Here is a 24,638-nt window from a genome sequence, read left to right as displayed (position 1 = left end):
AATAAGATGGGCTTACTTAGATTGCTTGATATTCAGGGTAATCAAGTAGGCCTTTTTCAGCACCACCAAACAAGGTGCTTGGCTCATGGTTTGCTAATGGATAGTCGTTTTTGATACGATTTGGTAAATCAGGGTTTGCAATAAATGGGCGACCAAAGCCAACCATATCAGTAATGCCACTAATTAATGCTTGTCCTGCTTTCTCTGTATTGTAGCGACCAGCATAAATTATGATTTATTATTAATTTAATAGCGTTTTGTTATGATTTATTGCGATAAATATAAAAAAGGCCAGACATCTGTCTGACCTTCATTTCTATGATTAGCTCATAGGGTTGTTCTGTATATTATAGAACGGTGATTACATCTTCCATTGGTAGACGTGCTTTTGGAAGACCGTGGTTATAATCTTCAACTTCTTTGTGGTAACCCAGTGCAAGAGCGAAGTCACAAACATAACCATCAAGCTCATCTTTAAATGTTTCGCCAATTAGCTGTGCATCAACACCTTCCATAGACGTAGATGCAATACCCATACGAGCAAGTGTGTGTAATGTGTTACCTAAAGCAATGTAAGATTGTGCTTTAGTCCAGTTACCGTTAAAGCCTGTTTCATCTGTATTTAATTCAACAAAACCGTACGCGCCATCAAGCATATCGTTGTAACGCTCAGCAGGAAGGTGGCCTGAACTTACTTCAGCATCAACTACTTTTCTGTATTGATTTTTATCAAACTTAGGGTTGTGTGCAAATAAAATCGTATGTGATGCTTCTTTTGCGTGTGGTTGATTAAACTGGAACATGTTCGCGAATGTACCGTGGAAACGCTCTTTAGCTTCATCACTTTCAAGAACGATGAATTTCCAAGGTTGAGAGTTAATTGAAGACGCTGATAAACGGATAGCTTCTTTAATCACATCCATATCTTCTGCAGAGATGCGTTTAGTTGCATCGTATTTTTTAGCTGTGTAACGAGAGTTTAAATCGGCAATAATTGGATGAGTCATATCTACTTCCTAAAATGAGATGAACAAGAGCACAAGACAGAACATCCGTCTAACGCGTTGTTGATGGAAGTAATATAAATAAAACGAAGCAAGAGAAACAGAGCGTATTTATCCAATGACTATGGAAAAAAAATACCATAATCGATTAGCCTAAAAAATACTGATATAAAAAAGGCCAGTAGCTTATGCTATTGGCCTTTGTATTATTCAAAAATAATGAGTGAAAGCTGCATTAGGGTAGACAAACTACAGTGCGGCTTTTTTCGCTTCCGCAATCCAAGCATCAAATTGAGTGCGGTTTGCTTTTATCCAACCAGTTACGTGTGATTCGATATCTGCAGTACTGTTTTTACCTTTACTCATCATCATATTTTGAGCACTCACGTCATTGATATTCAATTTAATGATTTCAAATAGTTTTGCTGCTGATGGGTTTTGTGCTGCAAACTCTTTATTTGCAATAATACGCATAGAGTTCATCTCAAAACCGTAGTTCTTACCGTTAGATAAAGTGGTATCAACATCTTTACGATCGCCCGGTAGTGAAGAAAAAGGAACTTCTAGCCACGTAACGTCTTTGTTAGGAACAAGAACACCACTTACCCAGTAAGGCGTCCAAGTATAATAAAGAATTGGTTCACCATTTTTATAACGAGAAATGGTATCGGCAATAATCGCAGCATAATTACCTTGGTTATGAGTTACCGTATCTTCAAGTTTAAATGCAGAGATTTGGTGTTCAATAACCATTTCACAACCCCAACCAGGGTTACAGCCAGTTAGGTCTGCTTTACCATCACCATTAGCATCAAATAACTTAGCAATTTTAGGATCTTTTAATTGACCAATATTGGTAATGTTGTATTTTTCTGCGGTTTTCTTATCGATTAAGTAACCTTGAGCGGCGCCACTAACGTACTGGCCTTGACGGAAGAAACTATCATCACCACCAGACATTTTGTATTTGTCAGCATGAAGAGGGAACCAACCTACAGCCAAGAAAGTCGCGTCGCCTTTCGCTATTGAAGTATAAGCAACGTTATAATCCACTTCTTTTGTTGGCAAAACATCATAACCAAGCTCTTCAAGTGCGCGGTTTACAATAGAGGTTTGAAATGTTTCTTCAGCAACAGTAGATTGAAGCGCTTGAACGGTGACGCCTTCGCCAGGAAGTTTCTCAGCCCAAACGTTTGTTGATAAAGCGAATGTTGAAACGATACTTACCGTTAGGGCTTTCTTCCATGAATTAATCATTCTTATTTCTCCTTAAGTTTTAGTTCTGGTTCTGGTTCTTGTTCTTTCTTTTGAGCAAAAATGCGTAGTAGGATAGAAACGGGTCCCATGTGGTACCAACGTAGTTTCGTGTTACCCGCGTTTACACCGAGCACTTGAGTAATTCGGTCAAGCAAAATAGCAAGGATAACAATGCCTAAACCACCGACAGCAGCAAGTCCCATATCTAAACGACCTATCCCTCGTAACACCATTTGACCTAAACCACCTACAGCAATCATTGAAGCAATAACCACCATTGATAGCGATAGCATTAGGGTTTGGTTAACTCCGGCCATAATCGTTGGTAGGGCAAGAGGGAGTTGAATTCGATACAGCATCTGTTTTTTATTCGCACCAAATGAATGGCCCGCTTCGATTAACTCTTCAGGTACTTGTTGAATACCAAGAATGGTTAAACGGACAACAGGTGGAAGTGCAAAAATAATGGTTACAACAACACCTGGAACATTACCAATACCAAACAACATAACAATTGGAACTAAGTAAACAAAAGCAGGGGTTGTTTGCATTGCGTCGAGTATTGGCCGAATAAATTTCGCTGCTGTTTTACTTCTTGCCAGCCAAATACCCATGGGTAGGCCGATAAGCAGACAGAAAAAGACCGAAGTCATAACCAAAGCAAGAGTTGTCATTGCTTGAGACCATGCACCAATGAGCCCGATAACGAGTAATGATACAGCCGTTGACACGCCAAGTTTAAAGTTAGAAAACTGCCACGCTAATAAAAATAAAATAAGTAGCATGAAAGGGGCAGGCGTAGAAACTAACGTGGTTTCAAAGGAGCTCAAGATAAAATCGATAGGGACACGAATTGCTTGGAATAACGGGCGTCCATGTTCAACTAACCAATTTAGGCCTGATTCAACCCAGGTATCTACGGGTAGAACAGCTTCTTCAAATGGGTTTAAAATATCAAAAGGTTTTGTCTCAACAACTTCGCTATTTAGCCAATCAGCAGAAGCTGAAGTGTCGCCAGTTTGACCCCAAGGATCAGCACTTGGCGCAGTTGTAGTTTGTGACCATGGGTCATTATTTGTTTGATCTGATGGCATCGTTCTACCCCTTATCTAACGTCTGAAGTAGTCGTGATTTCGTCACAACACCAAAATAATTGCCATTTTCGTCAACAACCGGAACTGAATAAGGCACATCTGCAACAACACCTAAAATATCATTAATAGGTTGGTTTGGTTTAAGCGTTAAACCTTCAGGTAACTGTGCACTGATAAGAGAGCGGTTATCATTATGAGCTTCACGCAAAGAGTCGACCGAAACAATGCCAGAGTAGAGACTGCTTTTATCTACGACAATGCCGTATTCTCTATCGTTATCCATTAAATACTGTAGAGCAGAAGCGGGACCATCATGCTCTGATTTTTTAAACATAGCCGCTGGTTTTTTACGAGCAATGTCTTTTGCCGTTAAAACATTAGCGACATTAACGCCGCGGAAAAAGGCTTCTACATAATCATTCGCAGGATTATTAAGGATATCGTCGGGGGTTCCAACTTGAACCACTTCACCATTTTGCATGATGGCAATTCTATCTCCAATACGCATTGCTTCATCTAAATCATGAGAGATAAAGACAATAGTACGTTTATCATCATTTTGAAGACGAATAAGTTCATCTTGCATTTCTGTTCTGATCAGGGGATCAAGCGCAGAGAATGCTTCGTCCATTAAGAGAATATCAGGGTCACAAGCCAGTGCTCGTGCTAAACCAACACGTTGTTTCATACCACCAGATAACTCATCAGGATAAGATTCAGCGTAAACATCAAGCCCAACTCTTTCCAATGCACTTAATGCACATTGTTTACGTTTTTCAATATTGACACCTGCGAGCTCCAAACCAAAGGCTGCGTTTTCAACGACAGTCATGTGTGGCATTAGGGCGAAGTTTTGGAAAACCATTGAGATGTTATTGCGGCGGACTTGACGAAGTTCATCTTCAGAGATGTGTGCAATGTCTTTACCTCTAAGGAAAACATTGCCTTTCGTTGGTTCGATAAGTCGATTGAGGAGGCGAACTAAAGTGGATTTACCTGAGCCAGATAGGCCCATAATGACGAAGATTTCGCCTTCTTGAATACTAAGAGAGACGTCATTAACACCAATGGTTAATCCTGTTTTTTCAAAAACATCGTCTTTGTTTGCGCCTTCATTAATCATTGAAAATGCGCGATCAGTGTCCTCTCCAAACACTTTGTACAGTCCCTTAACTTCCAGTATGGGATTCATTTTTTAATTCCTTTGATTGAAAAATCATTAGTACTATAATTAAATCTTGCGTGTTTATCAAGAGTACTCATACGGTAAATGGTATGGGCCTTTGTTTTTTACGGTATTTTCAATAAAAATAAAAATAGAGAATGTTGACTTAAATTATTGTTTTTGATTGTATTTATGTAGAGTTGGATCTCAAGTGATAACTGGGTGTTATATTTTTTGTAAACGTAAGGTAATGAGTTCATTATTTTGTGAATAATTGGATGGTATTCTGAATCTGATAATTTAATTTGAGTACGAATTAAAAGTTTCTACTGTTATTTAATCAGTTTAAGGTTGCTGAGATAAATTCTGCTTTAATTCACATTTTTACTTAGAAGACGCGACCTGATTTACAATAACGTTTTGTTATTGTTTTTATAATTATTGATAATTTGTTGTAATCCGCACTTATCCATATACTTATCCCATCGAAACGAACATTGAATATATTATTTGAATTTGGAGCGCATTATGAAAATGAATCACGTTGGTATCATGGTTGGCAATATGGATAAAGCGGTTGAGTTTTATACTAAAGCACTTGGCCTTAGTGTTGTGATGGGAAATACTAAAGTTGAAGAAGAACGCAAAACGGCGATTGGTAGAATGTGTGTGGCTGTTTTTGGTGAAGGTTTCAAAGGCTTTAATATTGCACACCTATTATCTAGTGACGGCATTGGCTTTGAATTATTTGAAATGAAAGAGCGTCAAGAACGTCACGAGGTTGATTTCTCTCGCATTGGTATCTTCCATTTCTGTCTTCAAACCGATGATTTTCATGGTGTGATTGAACGTACAGAACAGTTTGGCGGAAAGGTGCGTATGGATATTATGCGTTACCATCCAGAAGACGATAATAACCTATCTCAAATGGTATATTTAGAAGACCCATTTGGTAATTTATTTGAGCTTTATTCACATACATACGAAGAAACATATTCTGCTGAATATGAATAAGTAACCGTAGAAAAAAGACTAAGGGTTAGCCGTTGCGCTAACCCTTATTGCTATCTATCTATTTATTAATCTTGTGATTTTTTAGGCTTTCTTTTCTTATACACCACACAGAAATTACCACGTTTAGTGCGACACTTAGAGCAACGCTCACAATCTACTTCTGCTCTGCTGCCTTCTTTCCAGCGCTTAATTAACTGAGGTTCAGCAAGTAAAGGGCGTGATAAAGCAAAATATTGAATATTGGTGTTCTCAGCAATGGCTTCAATCGCACAAATATCGTTAAGACCACCCACCGTAATAACAGGGATAGAAATATCGTCACTGATAACCGCCCCATACTCACGAAAATAGCCTTCATCTTGCAGCGTATAACCATCGAACGATTCACCAATCATGGTGCTCGCATTACCGTGAATGTTGCCTGAAACAATGATCGCATCGACCCCAATTTCTTCCAGTTTTTTACAGATAAGACGAGTGTCATCAAACGTTAAGCCACCATCAAAAAACTCTGTTGCCGTTAGCTTAACTAAGATAGGGAAATCATTACCCACTAATTTTCTGATCTTAGCATAAATTTCAATTAAGAATCTCATGCGGTTCTCTAAGCTACCGCCGTATTCATCTTCACGACGGTTATAATATGGGCTCAAGAACTGATTGATTAAATAGGTGTGTGCTGCGTGAATTTCAACGCCATCAAAACCTGACTCTTGTGCCCGTCGGCTTGCTTGAGCAAAGGCATCAACAATGTAATCAATCTCATCTTTAGTCATCGCTTTACCAAGAGTTTGCGTGCCTCTTTCGCATACGTCACTTGGTGCAAAGATCACACGCTCGCCGACGTTATACGTGGTCTTAGTGCCACCATACGCCAGTTGCATCGCAATCTTAGAATCATACTTGTGCACTAACTCAGTCAGCTTTTGGTATTCAGCAATAAAAGAGTCGTTGTACATACCCATCATGCCAGCGTTAGGTTTTTCTTCCTTAACGATATTTGCATAACCTGTCACTATTAAGCCAACGTCACCTTTTGCCAGCTCTTCGTAGATATCGTATAGCTTATCGGTCATATGGCCATCTTCAGTCGCCATATTTTCCCACGTTGCACTTCGAACAAAGCGGTTCTTTAGTGTCATGTTGCCAATCTGGGTTTGTGTAAACAAAGTGCTCAAGTGCAATCCTCTCAGTGTTCTATGATGTCATTGGGATAAAAGGGCGGCAATAGTAGCGCTAAGAAAAGAGCAAAACTTTAATCTATATTAAGAAGTGGGCATATAATTGATGCAGAGAGGGGGGACTTAGTTTGTTTGATATATTAATTATAGTGATCTCTAATCCATAACTTACCATTCAGTTACTTTACCTAGTAAAACCAATATTTTGTCATGTTAATAATCGCCATTATTAAATGGTACAATTGCACTATTGAATGTGATAACAATGGTGATATTTTGGCGGCAACAATAGGTGCAAATGGATTAAGTGTAGTTCATCAAGGTTCTGGAGGAGAAGCAAATGCTGATTCTCCCGATGTATGTGCGACTACAACAGGGAAATCTACCTCTAATATTGCTTATGGCAATAGTGCAAAATCCTCAGATTTAGCTGGTGGCTCAACAACCGTTGATATGGATGGCGGCAATTCTGTTGCCCTTAAAGGCTCTACATTTTCAAAAAGTACGGGTGATGAAGGTGGTGATAAAAAAGGTGTTGCTTCTGGCACCATTCAAGGAGAAGCAGCCTTCATCAGTGCATCTCCTACCGTGAAAATAGAAGGTCAAGGCGTAGCAAGACAATCTGATTCTATGACCATGAACTCAGGCAATACCTTGTGTAGCGGAGTTCAAAACCCACCAATTCAAATTGGCACGCCAGAGCCAGAAACTTACTCCGTTAATATCTATTGTGAAAACTTAGCCAATGCGCCATTTAAAGTAAAAGATGGCGATGGCAATATCGTTGCTTCTGGTGAGTTAGATGGCAGAGGTAAATGCACGCTTGCCCCATTACCTGAAGATATGCGTCTTGAAGTGGAATATGACGAAAGCCCAAATGAATTCAATTGGGGTCCTGGACCTGTAGATTTTAATCAGCGCTATGGTGAATTAAGTGATGATGCTTTCTTTTCATTAGCAGCAGGCTCGCAGTATCCGTTTTGGTTACGAAAGCCCAATAGCCGAGCAGAGCAATATCAATGGGGTATCTTAGTCTGCCAAACTTACCCAAATGAGACTCTGCAATCCATTATTGAATTAGAAGCTAAGTCTCTTTCTCCGCAACTGTTTACCTATTGGGATGCACAAGAGTTCGCGACCTCATTATTAAAAGTGATGGATAAAGAGCCGATGGAGCAAAAAGACGTCCGTTATTTTGTGTCACAACTGCTTTGTATAGCCTCTCCCAATATATCAACTTCAGTATATGCCGATGCGATTTACTCTTTTATCTGGTTAGATGGCTCAACATCTTACGGTGAGTTGTGGGCAAACTTACGTTACTTTGGTCGTGGTAACCCACAAAAAGCATGGGATAGCCTTGACTGGTCTGCAGCTGCACTGCACATCAATAAAGTGGCAGATGCTTTTTTTGAGCGTTTTCTATCACGATTAGAATGCGTAAAAGGCAATGCGTCATTGGCAGGATACAGCGAAGTTGAAAAGGTAACACTTGGGCATATTGATACCGTTAAACGTGTAAGAAAACAGCTTATTGATGAAACCCAAACTCTACTTGATAACACCAAAGCCAAGATACAAGGCATTATTGAAAAAGGTGGAGATAAGCCACCAGTAGTGAAGCGTCCAAACCAGGTTGTAGCCAGTGCAAATGAGCTGAATGATAAGTTATATATTCACGCGCCTAAGTTAGATAAGCCGAAGATGGAGTTAGATAATAACTTTGATGTTGACGATACCTATATCGTTTTTTCTGATTCAAAAATTACAATTGAAGATTTTGTAAAAGAAACGTATCTATCAGCTGAACCTGAAGTTATTGAGCATTTCATTAAGTCAAATCCACACTTAAAAAGAAGTTTTCATCAGATAGTAGAAGGAATGCCATTAGTCGTATCTCCTTGGAAAGCAGGGTTCCCGCATGTTATTTACGCGGATTTTCTTAATTTTTCGGGATAAAAATTTAAAAATAAGTTGAATTTGGCGATCTGACGTGATCTTATACTGTTTAGATAACTAAATGAGATTCAAAAGATGAATTACGACGAATTCAAAGACCATTTTAACATATTAAGTGATAGCCGTCAGAAACGAAAAATCACTTACGATTTCTTCGAAGTTTTGTTCCAAGTGGTGACAGCCATGTTGTGTGGAATGAAAACCTGGGATGAGATAGAAGCCTTTGGAGAAGAGAACTTAGAATGGCTTAAAAAGTTCAGTCCATATTTATCAGGCATTCCAAGTCAAGATACAACGGCTCGCATTGTTGGATTGGTTGACCCAGATGAATTTTCTCTTTGTTTTACTCGATGGTGTAACGACATTCAAAATGAAAAGTCGTTAGAAACCAATCATATAGCTATTGATGGGAAGTCTTTAAAAGGCACGTATGATTATAGTAAGAAGAAATGCCTAACACATATGGTTAATGCTTATTCTGTTGATACTGGTCTGGTTTTAAGTCAACTAAAAACGAGCTCGAAATCGAATGAAATAAAGACTATCCCTGAGTTGCTTAAATTAATCAGAGTTAAAGGTCGAGTAATTAGTGTTGATGCAATGGGTTGCCAGAGAGCAATTGCAGAGCTAATAGTTGAACGTAAAGGGGACTATTTAATGTCAGTAAAAGACAATCAACCAAGTCTCCATAAGGTTTTTACTGAACACTTTTCGTTAGGGCAATTATGCGATTATGCGAGTGATTCTTTTGAGGAAGAAGAAATTTGTCTACGGGGTCGTAAGACCTTAAGAAGTTATATTGTTGTTCCATTTACGGATAAATATGGAGATTTTGCCTCTAAATGGAAAGGCTTAAAAAGTTTATGTATAGCAACGACTTATCAACAGAAAAACGGAGAGCCTTCGGGAAGTTTAGGCGTTAGATACTTCATTTCTTCTAAGGAAATGAAAGCAGAAGAATTTGGCCAATTATGCCGAGGCCATTGGGGCGTAGAAAGTATGCACTGGTGGTTGGACACTGTAATGAATGAAGATAACAGCCGGATCATCTACAAGCATGCATCAGAAAACCTATCTCGAATTCGTCAAATGTGTATGAATTTTATTAAGCTTGTAGAGATGAAAGGGACATTGAAACGAAGACAATTGAAATGCGCGTTAAATACTGAGTTTCGAGAGAGAGTTTTGTTTGGTACTTAAGGGTTTTTAACAATTTTGTAACTCACGAGGGAACCCTGCCTTGGAAAGAGCCTCATCAAGATGAAGCATACGCAATAGAACAAACAGATGAGTTGATGACAGAGTTCTTAACACTATCCAGTGATGAGAAAAAGTGGTTTTCTGAGCATCATGAAACGACAACTAATGCATTAATGATTATTGCTGCTTCAAATTTAGATACTCGAGAAGGATTTGTTGATTCACCGGAATCAAGTAGTTTAAATTTAAGTCACTTATTAGCGGTAAGTGCTGGATTGATAGATGGTGCTCAAGAGCAGGGAAAGATCCTTAATAGCAAAATGACAAATTTTGCTGAGTATTCAAAAGAAATAGCAGAAAAAACAAAAGGGATTTCAGAAGCTAATTTAAAATCTAATCCAGATTATAAAGCATGGCGTAAAGCTTCCCGAATTTTTAAAGAAGAGATGAAAGGAGCTTTATCAGGGGTGACTAAGCCAGCTTATATTAAAGAGTTTCAAGCAAGAAATATTAATAAGTACCTAAATATCGATAAGCGACAATTATATAAAGCAAAAGATTTTTCTAAATCTCTTTCTGGAATAGACATGACGTCTTTGTATAAACAATCGATGAAATTCAGTAAGGGATTAAAGATTGGTGGAGTCGTTGCTACAGGGCTCGGTCTTTATGGAAATGGAGAGGATTTGTTTCAAACCTGCATTACAAATAATGATGTAATGAGTGAAGCATGTGGTCGCTCTACCGTTAAAAATGTTAGTTCGATCGCTCTAAATGCTGGTATGGGAATGTATGGTATAGGGCTTATTCTATCACCAGCTACAGGAGGACTTTCCGTATTATTAGTTGGTGGTGCAGGGTTTGTTTGGGGAGTTTATGGTGGAGACATATCTAATAAGGTAGGATCTTTTGCAGAGGGACTAGTTTATGACTGATAAAATAATCTGGATGATAGATGTAATAAATATATTGATGTTAACAATCGGTATGTTTATTACTATTTTTTTGACTATTTATTTGGTTGTTAAAAATAGAAAAGTAAAAAAAGAATTAATAAAGAAAGTAGCAGATTGTGCACCTCCTGTATTTAGAGAAAGAGCTATTAATTCAATGAGGAATGTGGCACACAACTGGCTTATAGGCACTATGTTTCCTTTAATATGGTTCATGTACCCTATCTTAAGGTTTTTATGCTCATTATCAAATGTTGAAATAATTACATGGAGAAAAAATATTCGAATGACTCTCGGTAGCACATATTCACTGTGTGTTTTTAGTTTAAATTTAAGCTCTGTAGGGGGAATATATTTAATCGTTAGGTATCTTTTATCATCTAGCTAAAAGTGAACTTTATGAAGGTGAATTTGAGAATGTATTTTGATAGATCTTATTGATAAAACTGAGGTTTTTATTAAAGGGATAGTGGCAATATACCTTATATCTTGGTCTTTTATGGCTGTCGTCATACTACCTGTAATCTCATTAGGAAGTTTTAAACATATTATTTTTATAGATAAGCAATTAGCAAAGGATTTGGATAAGCTTTATGATCATAATGAGTACATGCGTTCTAAATATCAACTGTCATGGGAAATAGTTCGCAGGTTTAATCGTTATTGTATTGCTTATCCATTTATTAGAAAAAGAGCATCAACAGACTCAAAGAAATTTACAGTCTTCATGTGGTGGAATGCTTTAGGTATGTGGAGTATAAAAAAGCTCATACGTGATAAAATGCATGAGCTTAGTATTTAAGGTTACTGGGCTAGTCTATAGTTAGTGATAACGATAAGAATAACCTTAAATTTGGTTGCAATGAGGTGCTTATTATTTAATTGAACGAAAGGTAATCATGATTTTGGTTAATCTCTTTTAACTCTAATTCGTATATTTTTTGATTAACTCGATTTTTAGTCTCAGGATTAATAATATTCGTTGTTTTCTTTGCTGATTTTCTCATAGAAGTAATGATAATAATTGCTTCTTCAATATCTCTCTTTGTCATACTCATTGACATCAATCCTATACACTAAATAAATAGTCACAACTCACGTGGTCGCATTCGTCATAATTTTCATATAATTCAATAAGATAATTTTTTCGCTTGTTCATTTGGATAGCAGTAATAATGGTGCTCTTTTTAGCATCTCCAATTAAGCGTGTAGCCTTTCTTACTATGGCTCTATCTTTATAATTTAAATAATATATTTCATAACTAATAAGTCGAATGCCTTCATTAGCACTCATACCTTTTTTTTGCAGTTGGGTCAGGATTCTTTTATCTAAAACTGTAAGATCAATAAAATTCATGTTCTACCTATTATCAAAGAAAGAACACATCCTTGTGTATGTCTATGGGAAGAATAATAGATATTTATCTTAAAGTTACATACAGCATTCATGAAATAAATAGTAATGATTTGCCTACCTGCACAAAGCATGTCTTTACGCGTGATTTCTTCTTGAGCTCTTACCTCTATTTTTGAAAACTTATGTTGCACGAGATTTGCCGCAAATTTCTTGGTGTTTTAATCGTTGCTGTGTATGTTTACTCAATATTACTGAATAAGTACCGAAGTAACTTATTGATGCTTATTCGATGCAGCAGTCACGAGGCAACAGATGAATACGATCAAACAACCAAAAGGAATATTCCATATTATTGCAATACAGATGTGGGAATTCTTTAGCTATTACGGTATGCGCTCTTTATTGATTCTTTTCTTAACGGAAAAGCTATTAATGTCAGACCAACATGCCTATGCCTTGTATGGTGCGTATACATCACTTGTGTATGTAACGCCTATTATTGGTGGCTATTTAGCAGATAAGTATCTTGGTAATTACTGGTCAGTGGTTCTCGGTAGCTTATTGATGGTTGGAGGGCATTTTGTATTAAGCATTCCCAGCAGTGATCATTCGACACTGTATTTAGCCTTGTCACTTATTATTTGTGGTTATGGCTTCTTTAAAACCAATTCTAGTTGTTTGTTAGGTGAACTTTATCAAACCAAAGAGCAAGAGCATGGACGCGAAGCGGGTTTCTCTATCTCTTATATCGGTGGCAATATTGGCTCAATGATTGCCCCTATTCTATGTGGTTTCGTTGCAATGAAATGGGGTTGGAATGTTGGCTTCTCATTGGCAGGTATTGGCATGTTTATTGGTTTGTGTGTATTTATCTCAGGCCGTAAATATTTCACCCATGTAAGCCAACCAAATATACCAGCACTAAAAAGAAAAAGTGCCGGGATCCCGCATTGGTCTCTATTAATAGCCGCTATCGCAGTAGCAACCTTAGGTTTAGTGTTTGTGCTTAAAAATCTATGGGCAGGGTATATCTTATTTGTTATCTGCTTAATGTCTTTAGTCCATATCATTAACCTATATCGTAAAAGTGATGCAGAAGATCGCCAAAAGTTAAATTCAATCATGTATTTCATGTTATTTGGTACGGTTTTTTGGGCATTCGACCAACAGGGTGGTAGCTCAATCAGCTTGTTCATTGAACGTAACATTAATACTAATATTGGTGGCTTTACGATCCCAACAGCTTTCTTCCAAGCGATTAACCCAATTGCAGTCATTGTTGGTGGTGCGGCGGTTGCTTGGTTATGGAAAATTCTGGATTCAAAAAGTATTTCAGTAAGAACACTGACTAAGCTAAATATTGGTCTTTTATTATTAACTGCAGGATTTAGCTTAATAACCTTGTCTTCTAAATTAGCGATGACAAGCGGTGAAACCACCTTTGTTTGGTTAATGATTGGTTTGTTATGTATTGGAGTAGCAGAGCTATTTATTGACCCTGTCGCTCTTGCTGCGATTACACGATTAAATCCGCAAGGTGCAACAGGAACATTAGCGGGTATTTACATGCTTGCTGGTGGCTCTGTGGCTAACTATTTGGCCGCAGATATTGCACAGTTTACTTCAACAGATACAGGAGTAAATGCAGGTACATTGGATTTGATCGTATCAGCGACTCAATATCATCATGTGTTTCAAAGCATCTTATTTGTGACGATAGGTGTGTTTATGCTTGGTATGCTGGTTGATTTTAAACACCGTAAACAAACTGCAATGTAATTCTTCTTATTAGTAGCAGCAGACAATGGCATCTGTTGTTGCCTATATTACGACTTTTTTTGTAAGTCCTTTATTATCCTTATAATTTTTCGCTCTATACAGTGAATATATTCTTGCTTTGTCATTATTATGTTAGTATAAAATGTTATTAAATGTTTCCTTTTGTATCCATTTGTAAGTCATTGATTGCCTTACCTCTTATTGGTAATTCCAAAATCGGTAATTTAGATTTCATTTATGGCTAGTGATAACTAAATGTTAAATACGTAAGTTGATAGTGCAATTAATAAAAAAAGCAAAGCAAATAACCACAACATACACAGGGATTTATTTATGTCTAACTTGAATGTATTCAAGCAGCCTAAGCAGTTTTATTTAATCTTTTCTATCGAGTTTTGGGAGCGTTTTGGCTTCTACGGCATGCAAGCAATCTTAGCCGTTTATTTGGTTAAAATTTTAGGAATGTCAGAGTCAGAGTCTTTCATTCTTTTCGGTGCATTCTCAGCATTAATCTTTGGTTCTGTCGCCATTGGTGGTTGGGTTGGTGATAAAGTCATAGGAACTAAACGAACCATCACACTCGGAGCATTCATACTCACCATTGGTTACGCACTATTAGGTATATCTGCATCGGCAGGAAATATTGGTGGTTCAGGTCTTATCTATGTTGCAATGGGCTTCATTACTATGGGTAATGGTCTATTTAAAGCAAACCCATCAAGCTTACTGGCTAAAGTATACGATCAAGACGATAAGCGTTTAGATGGTGCATTTACCATGTATTATATGGCGATTAACCTTGGTTCATTTTTCTCGATGTTACTTACCCCATGGATAGCAAGCCAGTTTGGCTACGGCATGGCATTTAGTGTCAGTGCTGTTGGTTTGATCATTACCGTGATTAACTTCCTAATGTGCTCTCGCATGGTGAAAGGTGTCGGTTCAGAACCTGATCTTATTGCAGTAAATAAAACGCGTTATTTAGGCGTAGTGGCAGGTGCGGTTGCATTGAGCTTCTTATGTTCAATACTGCTACAGCATTTATTTTATGCTCACGCTATCTTGGTTGTTGTTGGTGTCTCAATCGTTGTTCTTTACATGAAAGAAGCATTCAAGATCCAAGGATTAGAGCGTGCAAAAATGCTCGTTGCGTTTGCACTAATGCTGCAAGGCGTAGTGTTCTTCGTGCTTTACTTCCAAATGCCAACATCACTAAACTTCTTCGCTATTCATAATATCGAACATAACTTGTTTGGCTTATCGGTAGCACCAGAGCAGTTCCAAGCATTAAATCCATTCTGGATAATGGTAGCGAGCCCAATTCTAGCAATTGCTTACAACAACCTAGGTGAGCGCTTTGCAATGCCATACAAATTCGCATTTGGTATGGTACTGTGTGCTTTGTCTTTCCTTGTTCTAAAATTCGGCGCTAACTTTGCAAATGCAGAAGGTATCATGAGTTCAAACTGGTTAGTGGCTTGTTACGCCTTCCAATCATTAGGTGAGCTATTGGTTTCTGGTTTAGGTCTTGCGATGGTGGCACAACTAGTACCACAACGCATGATGGGCTTTGCAATGGGCATGTGGTTCTTAACTTCAGCAACCGCAGCGGTTATTGCAGGTTGGGTTGCAGCATTAACTACAGCTCCAGCAGGTTTAACTGATGCAAACCAAACATTAGCTATCTACAGCGATGTGTTTGGTAAAATTGGTTACGCAACAGCTATCGTAGCGGTAATTACACTGATGATAGCTCCTAAGCTAACACGTATTATTCGTGGTGAAACACCAGAGCAAACAGAAGTTGCTAGCGTATAAACGATAAGTGCAACTAGCTAGATGTGATAAACTTGTTCTTTTTTTGTTTATAGCTGTAGGGAAAGACTGTGTCATTATTTTTTATATCTCAGATATTGGTTGCCATAGCGATTGGTTTTGATCTTATGTCATTCCAATTTAAAGAACGAAAAAAGATCGTTGGTTGTTTATTTGGTGCGGGAATTTTGATTTCTAGTCATTTTGTATTACTTGAGCAGTGGACGGCTGCTGGCTTAATGATTATTGCAACGGTTCGTTATTTAACGAGTATATTTTCAACATCAACAAAATTGAAATATCTTTTTTGTTTATTGTCAGTAATTACATCGATAGTTACTTACTCTGGGTTGGCGAGTATTTTGAGCTGTATTGGTTCTATTTTTCAAACCGTTGCCGCTTTTAATAAAGATGACCGACGTTTAAGAGAGTTGATGATAATAGGAACAACATTTTGGCTTATACATAATTATGTGATTGGATCTCCGACAGCAGTGATTATGGAAATATTGTTCATTAGCAGTAATCTAGTTGGTTACTACCGTTATTATTATAAGAATGCATGACAGTAAGTATAAAATTGGATAGCAATCAAAATGTAATATAATCGATATCAAGAAAGCCAGTGTTATTCCCTTATAGAGATGAATACGCTGGCTTTTTTTGATCTCGCCTATAAATACGATCAACATTTTATACGGGAAATACAATCCAGATTAAAATAAGACAAATTTTACTAAGCATTTAACAAGGACAATAAATGAAAACCAAAGTGGGATTATGTCTGCTACTTGCCATCACATCTTTTACTAGCTGGGCATCAGAGCGAAGCGATAAAGCGTGGCACCTTGTCGATCACGGTGCGTTATTAATTGATGTACGCACTCCTAACGAATTTAACCAAGGACACGTAAAGGGAGCCGCAAATCTTCCATTAAACACCGTAAATACCGCCTTTGCAGACATAGACAAAAACACCCCAATTGTAGTGTATTGCCGCAGCGGTAATCGCTCAGGAAAAGCCATGGCCTACCTACAACAAGAAGGCTTTACTCAAGTGCACAACGGTGGTGGTTTAGATGAAATGCTCTCAAGCCAACCGACAAAATAAATAGCGTTTAGAAACCATCAAAAGGTTATTGCTTAAAATATATTCATTTAATGCAAATTTTTTAAAAAATAGCGACAAAAAAGCGTATTTATCTTTTCATTGTAGCAACATATAAGTAGGCTTAGCTTCACATTTAAGACGCGCTTAGACGTCGCTATTACTTTTAAAGGACTTGCTATGATTTTAGATATCTCAATGTGGATTTGGCTGCCACTCTCCCTAGCCATCGTATTTGCTCTTGCCCATCAAACCAAACCCAGTTTCGCTTTACTTGGTATCAGTTTAATCGGGGGGTTAATAGAACAAAGACTCAATATAATCGGTTTAGTTGCTCTTATTGTTGCTCTCTTTATCGCTTACAAAACCCCAAGCCTAGAGCGCAAATGGCAGATAGGAGCCTACCTATTTATCTTCCTTTGGTGTGTCGCTCTTTTCCTACACCTAATACCCGGTTTCATCAATGCCAAAGTGCTTGATGCCGTTATCACCGGCCCACAAAGCATCCCCTTTACAATGTACTTAAACCTAGATAAGCCATTCATCTTTTTTGGATTGCTACTCGCTTATCCTGCAATGTTAGGAAATAAAGCAAGCTTCAATAAAAAAGCGCTTCTGCTTACTGCAATACCATTATTTAGTTTATTACCAATCGCATGGGGACTAGGCGCTTTACAACCAGAGCTAACAATTTCTCATTGGTGGTGGTTATTTGCGTTAAATAACTTACTGCTTACCTGTGTAGCAGAAGAAGCCTTTTTCCGTGGTTTTGTGCAGCAATCATTAAGTAAACGATTTGGTTGGATAGCAGGTGTAGCAGTGGCAAGTCTATTATTTGGTTTAGCACACATTGGCGGCGGGTTACTCTTGGTTGCTTTTGCAACATTAGCAGGCGTAGGTTATGGCTTAGCTTACCATTACAGTTCACGTTTGTGGGTTGCCGTGTTATTCCACTTCTTATTTAATTTTGCTCATCTACTGTTCTTCACCTACCCAATGATGAAGTAAAAAACAGAGGCATTCTTCATACAACATGCAGAGTGCCTTTAGTTTTACTTGACCGCTACAGAACTTGGATTTACTGTTCCAGAAAATAATAAAAACATTCAAGTCAGAGGTTTACATGAAAATAGAAGCGATTGGTAAAATTCAAACCGAATCAATAGAGCGAGACAGAAGCCAAGAAGAGCTTAAAAACAGCATCAGTAATATGAAGATGCAAAACGAAGGCGTGTACGACCAGCAAGCCATCAAGTTCGAAATGAAACGAGGCGAGCTAAAAGAAAAAGAGATTGAATCAAGAGTAAACCGCTTAAAAGTCTACATGGACCAACAGCGAAATTTAAATAACGTAATGTAAGCACCCTTCGGGCAACCTGCTATATCTCGCGAATTGGGGTTGCTCATTCTTCGTAAACCCCAATGGCTCAACCAAGCCACAAAACGCTTCGCTGTGTCTTGGCCCTACGGGTCACAATCAGGGCTAGATTTTATTATTAATATTTATAGCTTTTGAAATGATTGTTATACCTCATTTTTTTACTAGGTATAATATTATAATAGCTTGGTTTTTATTTTTAGGATGCTGTATGTCTGTTGATTATTATGTAGACAAATTCCGTAACTTGAACATGAATAGTAACAAAGGCCGAAAAAGTCCTCATAAAGTCTGCATGTTGCTTTCAGTTATGGACTTAATACAGGCAGGTTATATCTATGAGAATAAGATTAAGCTTGATATAACATTAAAAGATCGGTTTACTCATTTCTTCAATGAACGTAAGCAAGGTCAAGATAGAGACACACCTGAAAATCCTTTTTTTCATCTTAAAAGTGAAGGTTTTTGGCATTTAGTTTATCAAGAAGGTATTGATGCTTCTCTTGTTAAAGGGTATTCAAATAAAGCTGTGGACTATGCTTATTTAGATCCAGAATTGTTTGATTACTTAAAAAGTCCGATAGTGGTTAATGATTTTAAAGACTCTCTTGTGGAAAATTTATCAGATTTAACGGATCTCTACATTCAATGGCTTCTTGATATTGGTAAATCAGAAAAAACAGCTAAAAATTATTCCCAAGCAATAAGAGGGTCTATTTCTAATTGGATGGTGCAGGAAAGGCTTCTTAATGTCCCTTTAACCGAGGTGAAGTCTTTTCGAGAGTTTTGTCGTCTTTCTGAAAGTGTGCGATCTTTGGATAAGTTTAAAAAGTTTAATGTCAGGGGTAATAGTATGTATAGCGCAGCATTAAACTCATACCAACGTTTTTTAGCAGATTTATCTCAAATAGATGTAAAAGCAGACATTCAAAATATCTTTGAAGATAAAAAACTTACACAAACTGAAAAATCAATAATGGTTAACACCCGAATGGGACAAGGAACCTTTAGAAAGCAACTTATTGAAATGTGGAAGGGATGCTCGGTAACTGGATATAAAAATACACAGATGTTAGTTGCATCGCACATTAAACCTTGGCGAGATGCTAATAATGCTGAACGATTAGATAAATTTAATGGTTTATTGCTGCTTGCAAATTTAGATAAAGCGTTTGATCTCGGATTTATTTCTTTCGAAAATTCAGGAAAAGTTATGGTTTCTAGACAGCTAGAAAAACCAGAAGTATTAGGTATTACTGATGGAATGGCTTTTCATGTAAATAGAGAACATGAGAAATATTTGAAGCATCACCGAATGACTTTATTTAAAGGTTTATAGTTTAGTTAAAATGGTATTTAGCCATTTTTCATTAGTTCTTCCTAAGCGTAAATCTTCGGTTATCCATATTTTTTTAATAGCTAAAGGTGAAGATTTAAGTAGTTGAATTAACAATGCCTCATTTAAATTGGTAAATCGGCGACCATTACGGTTAGTTTCGTTGTTACCATATTTGAATGAACAATAGAAAATGCCATTAGTTTTAAGAAATTGACTTAAATGAAGAAAGGTTTGTGTTAATTCATTCATTGGAACATGAAGCAAAGAAGCACAGGCCCAGATAGCATCTTGGCTTTCTGGTTTGGTTGAAAACCCCAAAAAAGTAGTATGTAAAATAGGGTGCTTTGTTCGTTCTGTGGCAAGTTGCCCTAACTTTTCACTTGAATCAAAAGCAATAACATCATGATCATTTTTTAAAAAATGTTGCGTATCACGGCCTGAACCACAGCCTGCATCAATAATTTTTGCATTGATAGGAAGGTAAGGCATGAATTCTTGGTAGAGAGAGCTTGCATCGACATCAATAGTATCGCTAAAAAAAGCATCTGCGTTACTATTATAGTAATTACTATTAACCATGATGATATAACCTATTAAAATCGTATCTTCAAATCATACCAAGCTTTTCATTTTTAATGAAATAAACACTTATCTACCTCACAGCTTCCCTCTGTTTTTTTACAATCCCAATCGTTACGGGCTTTTTCACTTTTAAGCTTAATTCTCCGTTTGTTCTTTCTCGGGTTGGTATAGCTAACCTATCAATATCGCCTAATAAGGTTTGTGCTAAATCGTCCGCAAAATGTTTGCAGTAAAAGTGCCATGAGTGGGTCCAATTATCATTAGTGTCTTGCGAAAAAGGGCTGGTGAGTGATATCCAGTGATCACCACAATGCACATTAACGACATGATCGGGGGCATCATTCGGGATCCCTACACGTCCACAACGGGGAGATAGCCCTGAGCGATGTTGTGATATTTTTAAGGCCGTATCATAAGGGCTTTGGTAATTAGTAATACGAGTAGATTGTTCAAATAAGGGCTTTGATTTACTGTCATCTTTTTGTAATGATTTTTGGGCAATATCTCCCCCAATAAAACATATTTGGTTAACGTTCCAATAAATGCGTTGTAAGGTTCGGTTTTTACTGGCTTGGTAAAATGCTTCTCTAATTACATAAGCCCCAGTTGAATGCCCAAGTAAATGAACATCAATATCGCATTGGTTTTTACGTTCGTTGAGTTGGTTAATAGCTAATGGAGTGATCCCTGAAATAACCAATTGCAATGCACTTTGATAAGCATCCATCCTGTCTTCTAAATCATGTAAAGTGTAGGTAGAGCAAGACCAGTCAAAACTGACAATCGTACCTGTGAACCCTTGTTCTTTAAGGTTTTTATCTAACAGTTTATGGCGTTGTATCACTTCTTCTTGGTTATTGTTATACCCATGCACAAAGAAAAGAATGTTTCCTGTTTTAAATTGAGCTAATGGATGGTGATCAGGGTGGTGCCCACTAGTTGCTGCGGCTGTTAAATCGGCAATCCAATGCTCTTGGTTTGTTTGATGAATATTGTAATCTGAGCTTGTCGCATCATCAGGCAAAATAAGGTAATGAGCGTGAGCAAACTCGTCTATGTGCTGAGTATGTATTGAACTCTTTTTAGGGTGACGTGTACTTAATATGAATATCACTTAACATCCTTGTTACGTAATTTTATAAGCTTATAGAATAAAAGGTTTTTAAAAGATAAGAAGTCTGAGTGTAAGAAGTTGCGAAGGAGAGTTAGGAGGGATGAAATAAGCATGCAAGATAGTCTTTCTTTTAAGAATTAAATCTTAACTTTATTTAATTATGTTTTATATCAGTAGGTTAGTTTATATGAATATTTGTGACTCATGATCGTATGTTTGTGAATAAATGATACTAATTATTTTTTAAATACAGCATAATGAGATCCATAACAAACGCAAGAGAGTATTCTCTGCAATAAAAAAACCAACAAGAAACAGGAAAACTGTCTCTGGTCTAGGTGTAATGGCTTAAACAACATAGGGTAATGAGATGTTCTTAAATGGTTCTCAGAGTTCATTCATGGTATTTATGGAATTTTTAATCGTGGGTTTAGCGATTGTGTTAATTCCGATGGCAATACACACATTCCGTATTTTAAGAGAAAAAGAGTAATCACACCTTTTCTTTCTTAATGCAAATTATTGGGTAAAATAGGGTTTTCTTCTTTAGTTTGGAAACCCTATGGTTCACTACTCTCTTATTGATATTCCTTTTAACCTCAGACATACCTGTTGGTTTTGTGGTGAGCCTTCGTTTGATCTTCTTTCTTTTCCAAAATCATCCCACCAAATTGCACAAATATCGCATCAGCCAATTGAGCTACCGGCTTGTAAAGAGTGCTTATCTTTACCTACGGGTGGTGTGGTTGAATCTATCTGGTCATTTCGAGATAACATTAAACACGCCTTAATGAACAAATATGCTAAACATTTAGGTATAGGGTTACAGTGGACAAAAGAAGAGTTAGAAGACTCAGAGTTTCACGGTGCTATCTTGGAAGGGTTTGGTAAAAGTGCATGGCCGATGTATGAAATCGCAAAAGAGCGAGTTGAGTATGTTGGTTGGAATATTGCTGTCGATGGTGAACCGCTTGATGGGTATGATGAAAGTTGTGGTTATGAGTTTAATGGTGTGCGTTATTTGAGTATTCAAGCGTGTATTGAATACCATGTGAAAGCATTGTCGTTGGATCTTGTCTTACTTGAAACCTTAATTGAAATCGTTGGTTCTGAGCGTTTTGCTTATGCTTTACGTATTGCTGAGTTAAATCGAAACATTTCAAGCAGAGACCGTAATACCATTATTAATGAAGTCTTAAACCAAGAGCAGGATAAGGCCGATATTGCAGAGTCTGAATTATCAAATCAAACAGTTCAAGCACTGCCTTTAGAGCCTGTATCAATTGATGGCATGCTCGCTCAGCCTGAAGCAATAGAATGGGCGATTAAAAATCAGTGCATTAATCTAGGTGCATTGGTTGAACAAGAAGATGCATTCTTTGATGAGTTTGAGCATTTAGGTGGCCCTATGGCTTTTGCTTTGTTTGATGGTTTGCAATCGTATTTAAATGCAAGGTCGGTAAAAGAATGGTGCGAAGAGAATGATCCGAATGATGAATTTTGGCATTAATCGATAATGACTAACCACCGTAAAAAATGCGGCCTCTGTGTTTAGCAGAGGCCGTTGTTGTTTTTAGCGGTCTTAATTACGTCCAGAAGATAGAAGCAAACGCAGTTAAGATAACAATACACACTAAGTTTAGATAAACCCCTACACGCATCATCTCTGATTGTTTTATGTGACCAGAGCCGAATACAATGGCGTTAGGTGGTGTTGCAACTGGTAGCATGAAGGCACATGAGGCTGAGATAGCTATCATGGCAGATAACACAACAGGAGAGATACCAAGCACCTCTGCTACGCTCGCAAATACAGGGATCAATAATGCAGCACTTGCTGTATTACTTGCAAACTCTGTTAAGAATACAACGAAGGCGGCAACGGTTAGTATGGTAAATAGAATCCCAGCTTGAGATAAAATATCGCTAAGACTGTGTGCTAAGAAGCTGCTTGTCCCTGTTGCTTTTAAGATGTTACTTAAGCAAATACCACCGCCAAATAACAGTAGAACGCCCCAGTCTGTGGTTTTTTCAACGTCTTTCCAATGAACGACTCGAGAGAAGCCAAGTAAGACGATAGCCATTAGTGCAACTAAGGTGTCGAATTTCGAGAATCCGCCTAACATCGCATTAATTGGCTTGCTGAAAATCCATAAAGTAACCGTAAGACCAAAGATCATTAGAGTTACGATTTTACCTTTATCCCACGTTACAGGTTCATGGTTAAGTTCAAATACTTCATTGAGGTTTGGTTTTAGCATTACGTATAACAGAGCAACAGTCACTGGTAATAATATAAGGGTGACAGGTACGCCAAAGGCCATCCAATCAGTAAAACTTAAGCCAACTTCGGCTGCTGCAATAGCATTCGGTGGGCTACCAACAATGGTTGAAATTCCGCCGATACTTGCACAGTAAGCGATTCCTAAAAGAACAAATACATACGTATTATGGCCTGTTTTTGAGTTTACTTTACTTAGCACACCTAAAACCAGTGGCAACATCATTGCTGTGGTGGCTGTGTTACTTATCCACATGGATAGACCGGCGGTGACACCAAAAAGCATATAAACCGCAGTACTCATTTTTCCTTTGGCTAGAACTAATACTTTATCTGCAATGACTTTATCCAGTTCTTGTCGATGGAGAGCGGCAGCAAGAGCAAATCCCCCCAAGAATAAGAAGATAATTGGATTAGAGAAATTACTTAAGGCTTTAGCCGTATCAAAAATACCAAAAGCAACAGCGAGAAGAGGGACGAGTAATGCGGTAATACTGACGTGTAGCGCTTCGGTAAGCCATAAAATAGCAACAAAAACTAAAATACTTAAACCAAGAACAACCTCTCTTTCAAAGGGTAAGAAATGATATAGAAGGGAAAAAAGAATAATATCAAAAAGAATGATAAGGCTATTTTTATTTAGAAACCATTCCTTGGTATTGGTGGGTAAAGGCAGATGTTCGTTTTTGTGCATGTTGAGCTCCATTCTAACGATGAATTGTTTCTGATGAGCAAGATTTACTGTGAAACACAGTGTCTTATTCGATAGTTATTGAGTAACTTTTTTTGTTATTGTCACAGAATAGTAACCTTAGTAAATAAAAGGTTATGAGCTTTGTCGTTTCGATCGTTTTTGTAATGTCATAAATATGCTTTAGTTCACTATTTAAACAGAAAGATAGCCTTTATTGTTGCTGCGATGTTATTAAATTTTTGAGTGATAACATTAACTTATTCGAATGTATTCTTATTTTTGGGTGTTGACATTTACGCTTCTACATAAGTATTTATTTGCTGATTATTCGTTAGTCATTTATTCGCTACGTGAATTAACTTTG

General features: G+C 37.5%; 24 protein-coding genes and 1 pseudogene. 14 read left to right on the top strand and 11 right to left on the bottom strand.

Going from position 1 to position 24,638, the window contains the following annotated elements; translation table 11 throughout:
* Positions 1-16 precede the first annotated feature (16 nt).
* The 5 genes and pseudogenes from AC2IP4_RS15870 to proV all read right to left on the bottom strand — a co-directional run.
* Positions 17-232 (bottom strand): annotated as a pseudogene (locus AC2IP4_RS15870) (oxidoreductase); the annotation flags it as partial.
* Between the two features lie 115 nt (positions 233-347).
* A complete protein-coding gene (locus AC2IP4_RS15865; RefSeq protein ID WP_375320143.1) occupies positions 348-1,007 on the bottom strand; it encodes a nitroreductase family protein in 660 nt (219 codons plus the stop codon).
* A gap of 246 nt (positions 1,008-1,253) precedes the next feature.
* Positions 1,254-2,261 (bottom strand): glycine betaine/L-proline ABC transporter substrate-binding protein ProX, encoded by a 1,008-nt coding sequence (proX, locus tag AC2IP4_RS15860; protein WP_486307717.1) that lies wholly within the window; start codon positions 2,259-2,261, stop codon positions 1,254-1,256.
* A gap of 2 nt (positions 2,262-2,263) precedes the next feature.
* Positions 2,264-3,355, bottom strand: a complete 1,092-nt coding sequence (proW, locus tag AC2IP4_RS15855) for a glycine betaine/L-proline ABC transporter permease ProW (RefSeq protein WP_486311116.1) — start codon at positions 3,353-3,355, stop codon at positions 2,264-2,266.
* A 4-nt stretch (positions 3,356-3,359) separates the two neighbouring features.
* Positions 3,360-4,547: a glycine betaine/L-proline ABC transporter ATP-binding protein ProV gene (gene proV, locus AC2IP4_RS15850; RefSeq protein WP_375320146.1), complete on the bottom strand. Its 1,188-nt coding sequence runs from the start codon at positions 4,545-4,547 to the stop codon at positions 3,360-3,362.
* A gap of 501 nt (positions 4,548-5,048) precedes the next feature.
* Between proV and AC2IP4_RS15845 the strand changes: the two genes are divergently transcribed.
* Positions 5,049-5,534 carry a VOC family protein gene (locus tag AC2IP4_RS15845; RefSeq protein ID WP_105056415.1) on the top strand — a complete coding sequence of 162 codons (486 nt, stop codon included), beginning with the start codon at positions 5,049-5,051 and terminating at the stop codon, positions 5,532-5,534.
* Between the two features lie 65 nt (positions 5,535-5,599).
* On the opposite strand, the gene AC2IP4_RS15840 is transcribed toward AC2IP4_RS15845, so the two are convergent.
* Entirely contained in the window at positions 5,600-6,712 is a 1,113-nt protein-coding gene (locus AC2IP4_RS15840) for an NADH:flavin oxidoreductase (protein WP_486307716.1), read from the bottom strand.
* A 279-nt stretch (positions 6,713-6,991) separates the two neighbouring features.
* On the opposite strand from AC2IP4_RS15840, the gene AC2IP4_RS15835 reads away from it, so the two are divergent.
* The 5 genes from AC2IP4_RS15835 (at position 6,992) to AC2IP4_RS15815 (ending at position 11,629) form a co-directional block, all read left to right on the top strand.
* Entirely contained in the window at positions 6,992-8,674 is a 1,683-nt protein-coding gene (locus AC2IP4_RS15835) for a DUF4150 domain-containing protein (RefSeq protein WP_486311115.1), read from the top strand.
* A 75-nt stretch (positions 8,675-8,749) separates the two neighbouring features.
* Positions 8,750-9,874 carry an ISAs1 family transposase gene (locus AC2IP4_RS15830; RefSeq protein WP_375319889.1) on the top strand — a complete coding sequence of 375 codons (1,125 nt, stop codon included), beginning with the start codon at positions 8,750-8,752 and terminating at the stop codon, positions 9,872-9,874.
* A 95-nt stretch (positions 9,875-9,969) separates the two neighbouring features.
* Positions 9,970-10,809: a hypothetical protein gene (locus AC2IP4_RS15825; RefSeq protein WP_486311114.1), complete on the top strand. Its 840-nt coding sequence runs from the start codon at positions 9,970-9,972 to the stop codon at positions 10,807-10,809.
* Positions 10,802-11,215, top strand: a complete 414-nt coding sequence (locus tag AC2IP4_RS15820; protein WP_486311113.1) for a hypothetical protein — start codon at positions 10,802-10,804, stop codon at positions 11,213-11,215. Before AC2IP4_RS15825 ends, AC2IP4_RS15820 begins: the two co-directional genes overlap by 8 nt.
* Positions 11,216-11,326: 111 nt before the next feature.
* On the top strand, positions 11,327-11,629 hold the full coding sequence (locus AC2IP4_RS15815) for a hypothetical protein (protein WP_486311204.1): 303 nt from the start codon (positions 11,327-11,329) through the stop codon (positions 11,627-11,629).
* Positions 11,630-11,705: 76 nt separating this feature from the next.
* On the opposite strand, the gene AC2IP4_RS15810 is transcribed toward AC2IP4_RS15815, so the two are convergent.
* Complete coding sequence (locus tag AC2IP4_RS15810; protein WP_486311112.1) at positions 11,706-11,885, bottom strand: hypothetical protein; 180 nt, start codon at positions 11,883-11,885, stop codon at positions 11,706-11,708.
* A gap of 11 nt (positions 11,886-11,896) precedes the next feature.
* Positions 11,897-12,184, bottom strand: a complete 288-nt coding sequence (locus AC2IP4_RS15805) for a hypothetical protein (RefSeq protein WP_375320149.1) — start codon at positions 12,182-12,184, stop codon at positions 11,897-11,899.
* A gap of 312 nt (positions 12,185-12,496) precedes the next feature.
* Here AC2IP4_RS15805 and AC2IP4_RS15800 point away from each other — a divergent pair, with 312 nt between their 5' ends.
* The 7 genes from AC2IP4_RS15800 (at position 12,497) to AC2IP4_RS15770 (ending at position 19,603) form a co-directional block, all read left to right on the top strand.
* A complete protein-coding gene (locus AC2IP4_RS15800) occupies positions 12,497-13,963 on the top strand; it encodes a peptide MFS transporter (RefSeq protein ID WP_486311111.1) in 1,467 nt (488 codons plus the stop codon).
* A 333-nt stretch (positions 13,964-14,296) separates the two neighbouring features.
* Positions 14,297-15,781, top strand: a complete 1,485-nt coding sequence (gene dtpA / locus AC2IP4_RS15795; protein WP_375320151.1) for a dipeptide/tripeptide permease DtpA — start codon at positions 14,297-14,299, stop codon at positions 15,779-15,781.
* Positions 15,782-15,849: 68 nt separating this feature from the next.
* A complete protein-coding gene (locus tag AC2IP4_RS15790; protein WP_375320152.1) occupies positions 15,850-16,344 on the top strand; it encodes a YgjV family protein in 495 nt (164 codons plus the stop codon).
* A gap of 194 nt (positions 16,345-16,538) precedes the next feature.
* Entirely contained in the window at positions 16,539-16,889 is a 351-nt protein-coding gene (locus AC2IP4_RS15785; protein WP_486307714.1) for a rhodanese-like domain-containing protein, read from the top strand.
* Between the two features lie 177 nt (positions 16,890-17,066).
* On the top strand, positions 17,067-17,894 hold the full coding sequence (locus tag AC2IP4_RS15780; RefSeq protein WP_486311110.1) for a CPBP family intramembrane glutamic endopeptidase: 828 nt from the start codon (positions 17,067-17,069) through the stop codon (positions 17,892-17,894).
* Between the two features lie 115 nt (positions 17,895-18,009).
* Positions 18,010-18,246, top strand: a complete 237-nt coding sequence (locus AC2IP4_RS15775; RefSeq protein WP_486311109.1) for a hypothetical protein — start codon at positions 18,010-18,012, stop codon at positions 18,244-18,246.
* A gap of 229 nt (positions 18,247-18,475) precedes the next feature.
* Positions 18,476-19,603 carry an HNH endonuclease gene (locus AC2IP4_RS15770; protein WP_375320154.1) on the top strand — a complete coding sequence of 376 codons (1,128 nt, stop codon included), beginning with the start codon at positions 18,476-18,478 and terminating at the stop codon, positions 19,601-19,603.
* Here the strand turns inward: AC2IP4_RS15770 and AC2IP4_RS15765 are convergent.
* Positions 19,598-20,182 (bottom strand): class I SAM-dependent methyltransferase, encoded by a 585-nt coding sequence (locus AC2IP4_RS15765; RefSeq protein ID WP_375320155.1) that lies wholly within the window; start codon positions 20,180-20,182, stop codon positions 19,598-19,600. The genes AC2IP4_RS15770 and AC2IP4_RS15765 overlap by 6 nt on opposite strands.
* Positions 20,183-20,255: 73 nt before the next feature.
* The gene (locus AC2IP4_RS15760) at positions 20,256-21,299 is read right to left on the bottom strand and encodes an alpha/beta hydrolase (protein ID WP_375320156.1); all 1,044 of its coding nucleotides are present in this window, start codon (positions 21,297-21,299) and stop codon (positions 20,256-20,258) included.
* Positions 21,300-21,861: 562 nt separating this feature from the next.
* Here AC2IP4_RS15760 and AC2IP4_RS15755 point away from each other — a divergent pair.
* Positions 21,862-22,809: a hypothetical protein gene (locus AC2IP4_RS15755; RefSeq protein WP_486311108.1), complete on the top strand. Its 948-nt coding sequence runs from the start codon at positions 21,862-21,864 to the stop codon at positions 22,807-22,809.
* A gap of 76 nt (positions 22,810-22,885) precedes the next feature.
* Here the strand turns inward: AC2IP4_RS15755 and AC2IP4_RS15750 are convergent, their stop codons facing one another.
* Positions 22,886-24,274 (bottom strand): SLC13 family permease, encoded by a 1,389-nt coding sequence (locus AC2IP4_RS15750; protein WP_486311107.1) that lies wholly within the window; start codon positions 24,272-24,274, stop codon positions 22,886-22,888.
* Positions 24,275-24,638 lie beyond the last annotated feature (364 nt).

The sequence above is a fragment of the Aliivibrio thorii genome, assembly GCF_057368585.1.
The sequence above is the reverse complement of the archived record's forward strand: the minus strand, read 5'-3'. Positions and strand labels throughout refer to the sequence as shown.

What these genes read in the sequence shown, in the direction of transcription:
- AC2IP4_RS15865 (WP_375320143.1), bottom strand. Translation starts at nt 1,007, where the DNA reads ATGACTCATCCAATTATTGCCGATTTAAACTCTCGTTACACAGCTAAA.
- proX (WP_486307717.1), bottom strand. Translation starts at nt 2,261, where the DNA reads ATGATTAATTCATGGAAGAAAGCCCTAACGGTAAGTATCGTTTCAACA.
- proW (WP_486311116.1), bottom strand. Translation starts at nt 3,355, where the DNA reads ATGCCATCAGATCAAACAAATAATGACCCATGGTCACAAACTACAACT.
- proV (WP_375320146.1), bottom strand. Translation starts at nt 4,547, where the DNA reads ATGAATCCCATACTGGAAGTTAAGGGACTGTACAAAGTGTTTGGAGAG.
- AC2IP4_RS15845 (WP_105056415.1), top strand. Translation starts at nt 5,049, where the DNA reads ATGAAAATGAATCACGTTGGTATCATGGTTGGCAATATGGATAAAGCG.
- AC2IP4_RS15830 (WP_375319889.1), top strand. Translation starts at nt 8,750, where the DNA reads ATGAATTACGACGAATTCAAAGACCATTTTAACATATTAAGTGATAGC.
- AC2IP4_RS15825 (WP_486311114.1), top strand. Translation starts at nt 9,970, where the DNA reads ATGACAGAGTTCTTAACACTATCCAGTGATGAGAAAAAGTGGTTTTCT.
- AC2IP4_RS15820 (WP_486311113.1), top strand. Translation starts at nt 10,802, where the DNA reads ATGACTGATAAAATAATCTGGATGATAGATGTAATAAATATATTGATG.
- AC2IP4_RS15815 (WP_486311204.1), top strand. Translation starts at nt 11,327, where the DNA reads ATGGCTGTCGTCATACTACCTGTAATCTCATTAGGAAGTTTTAAACAT.
- AC2IP4_RS15810 (WP_486311112.1), bottom strand. Translation starts at nt 11,885, where the DNA reads ATGAGTATGACAAAGAGAGATATTGAAGAAGCAATTATTATCATTACT.
- AC2IP4_RS15805 (WP_375320149.1), bottom strand. Translation starts at nt 12,184, where the DNA reads ATGAATTTTATTGATCTTACAGTTTTAGATAAAAGAATCCTGACCCAA.
- AC2IP4_RS15800 (WP_486311111.1), top strand. Translation starts at nt 12,497, where the DNA reads ATGAATACGATCAAACAACCAAAAGGAATATTCCATATTATTGCAATA.
- dtpA (WP_375320151.1), top strand. Translation starts at nt 14,297, where the DNA reads ATGTCTAACTTGAATGTATTCAAGCAGCCTAAGCAGTTTTATTTAATC.
- AC2IP4_RS15785 (WP_486307714.1), top strand. Translation starts at nt 16,539, where the DNA reads ATGAAAACCAAAGTGGGATTATGTCTGCTACTTGCCATCACATCTTTT.
- AC2IP4_RS15780 (WP_486311110.1), top strand. Translation starts at nt 17,067, where the DNA reads ATGATTTTAGATATCTCAATGTGGATTTGGCTGCCACTCTCCCTAGCC.
- AC2IP4_RS15775 (WP_486311109.1), top strand. Translation starts at nt 18,010, where the DNA reads ATGAAAATAGAAGCGATTGGTAAAATTCAAACCGAATCAATAGAGCGA.
- AC2IP4_RS15770 (WP_375320154.1), top strand. Translation starts at nt 18,476, where the DNA reads ATGTCTGTTGATTATTATGTAGACAAATTCCGTAACTTGAACATGAAT.
- AC2IP4_RS15765 (WP_375320155.1), bottom strand. Translation starts at nt 20,182, where the DNA reads ATGGTTAATAGTAATTACTATAATAGTAACGCAGATGCTTTTTTTAGC.
- AC2IP4_RS15755 (WP_486311108.1), top strand. Translation starts at nt 21,862, where the DNA reads ATGGTTCACTACTCTCTTATTGATATTCCTTTTAACCTCAGACATACC.
- AC2IP4_RS15750 (WP_486311107.1), bottom strand. Translation starts at nt 24,274, where the DNA reads ATGCACAAAAACGAACATCTGCCTTTACCCACCAATACCAAGGAATGG.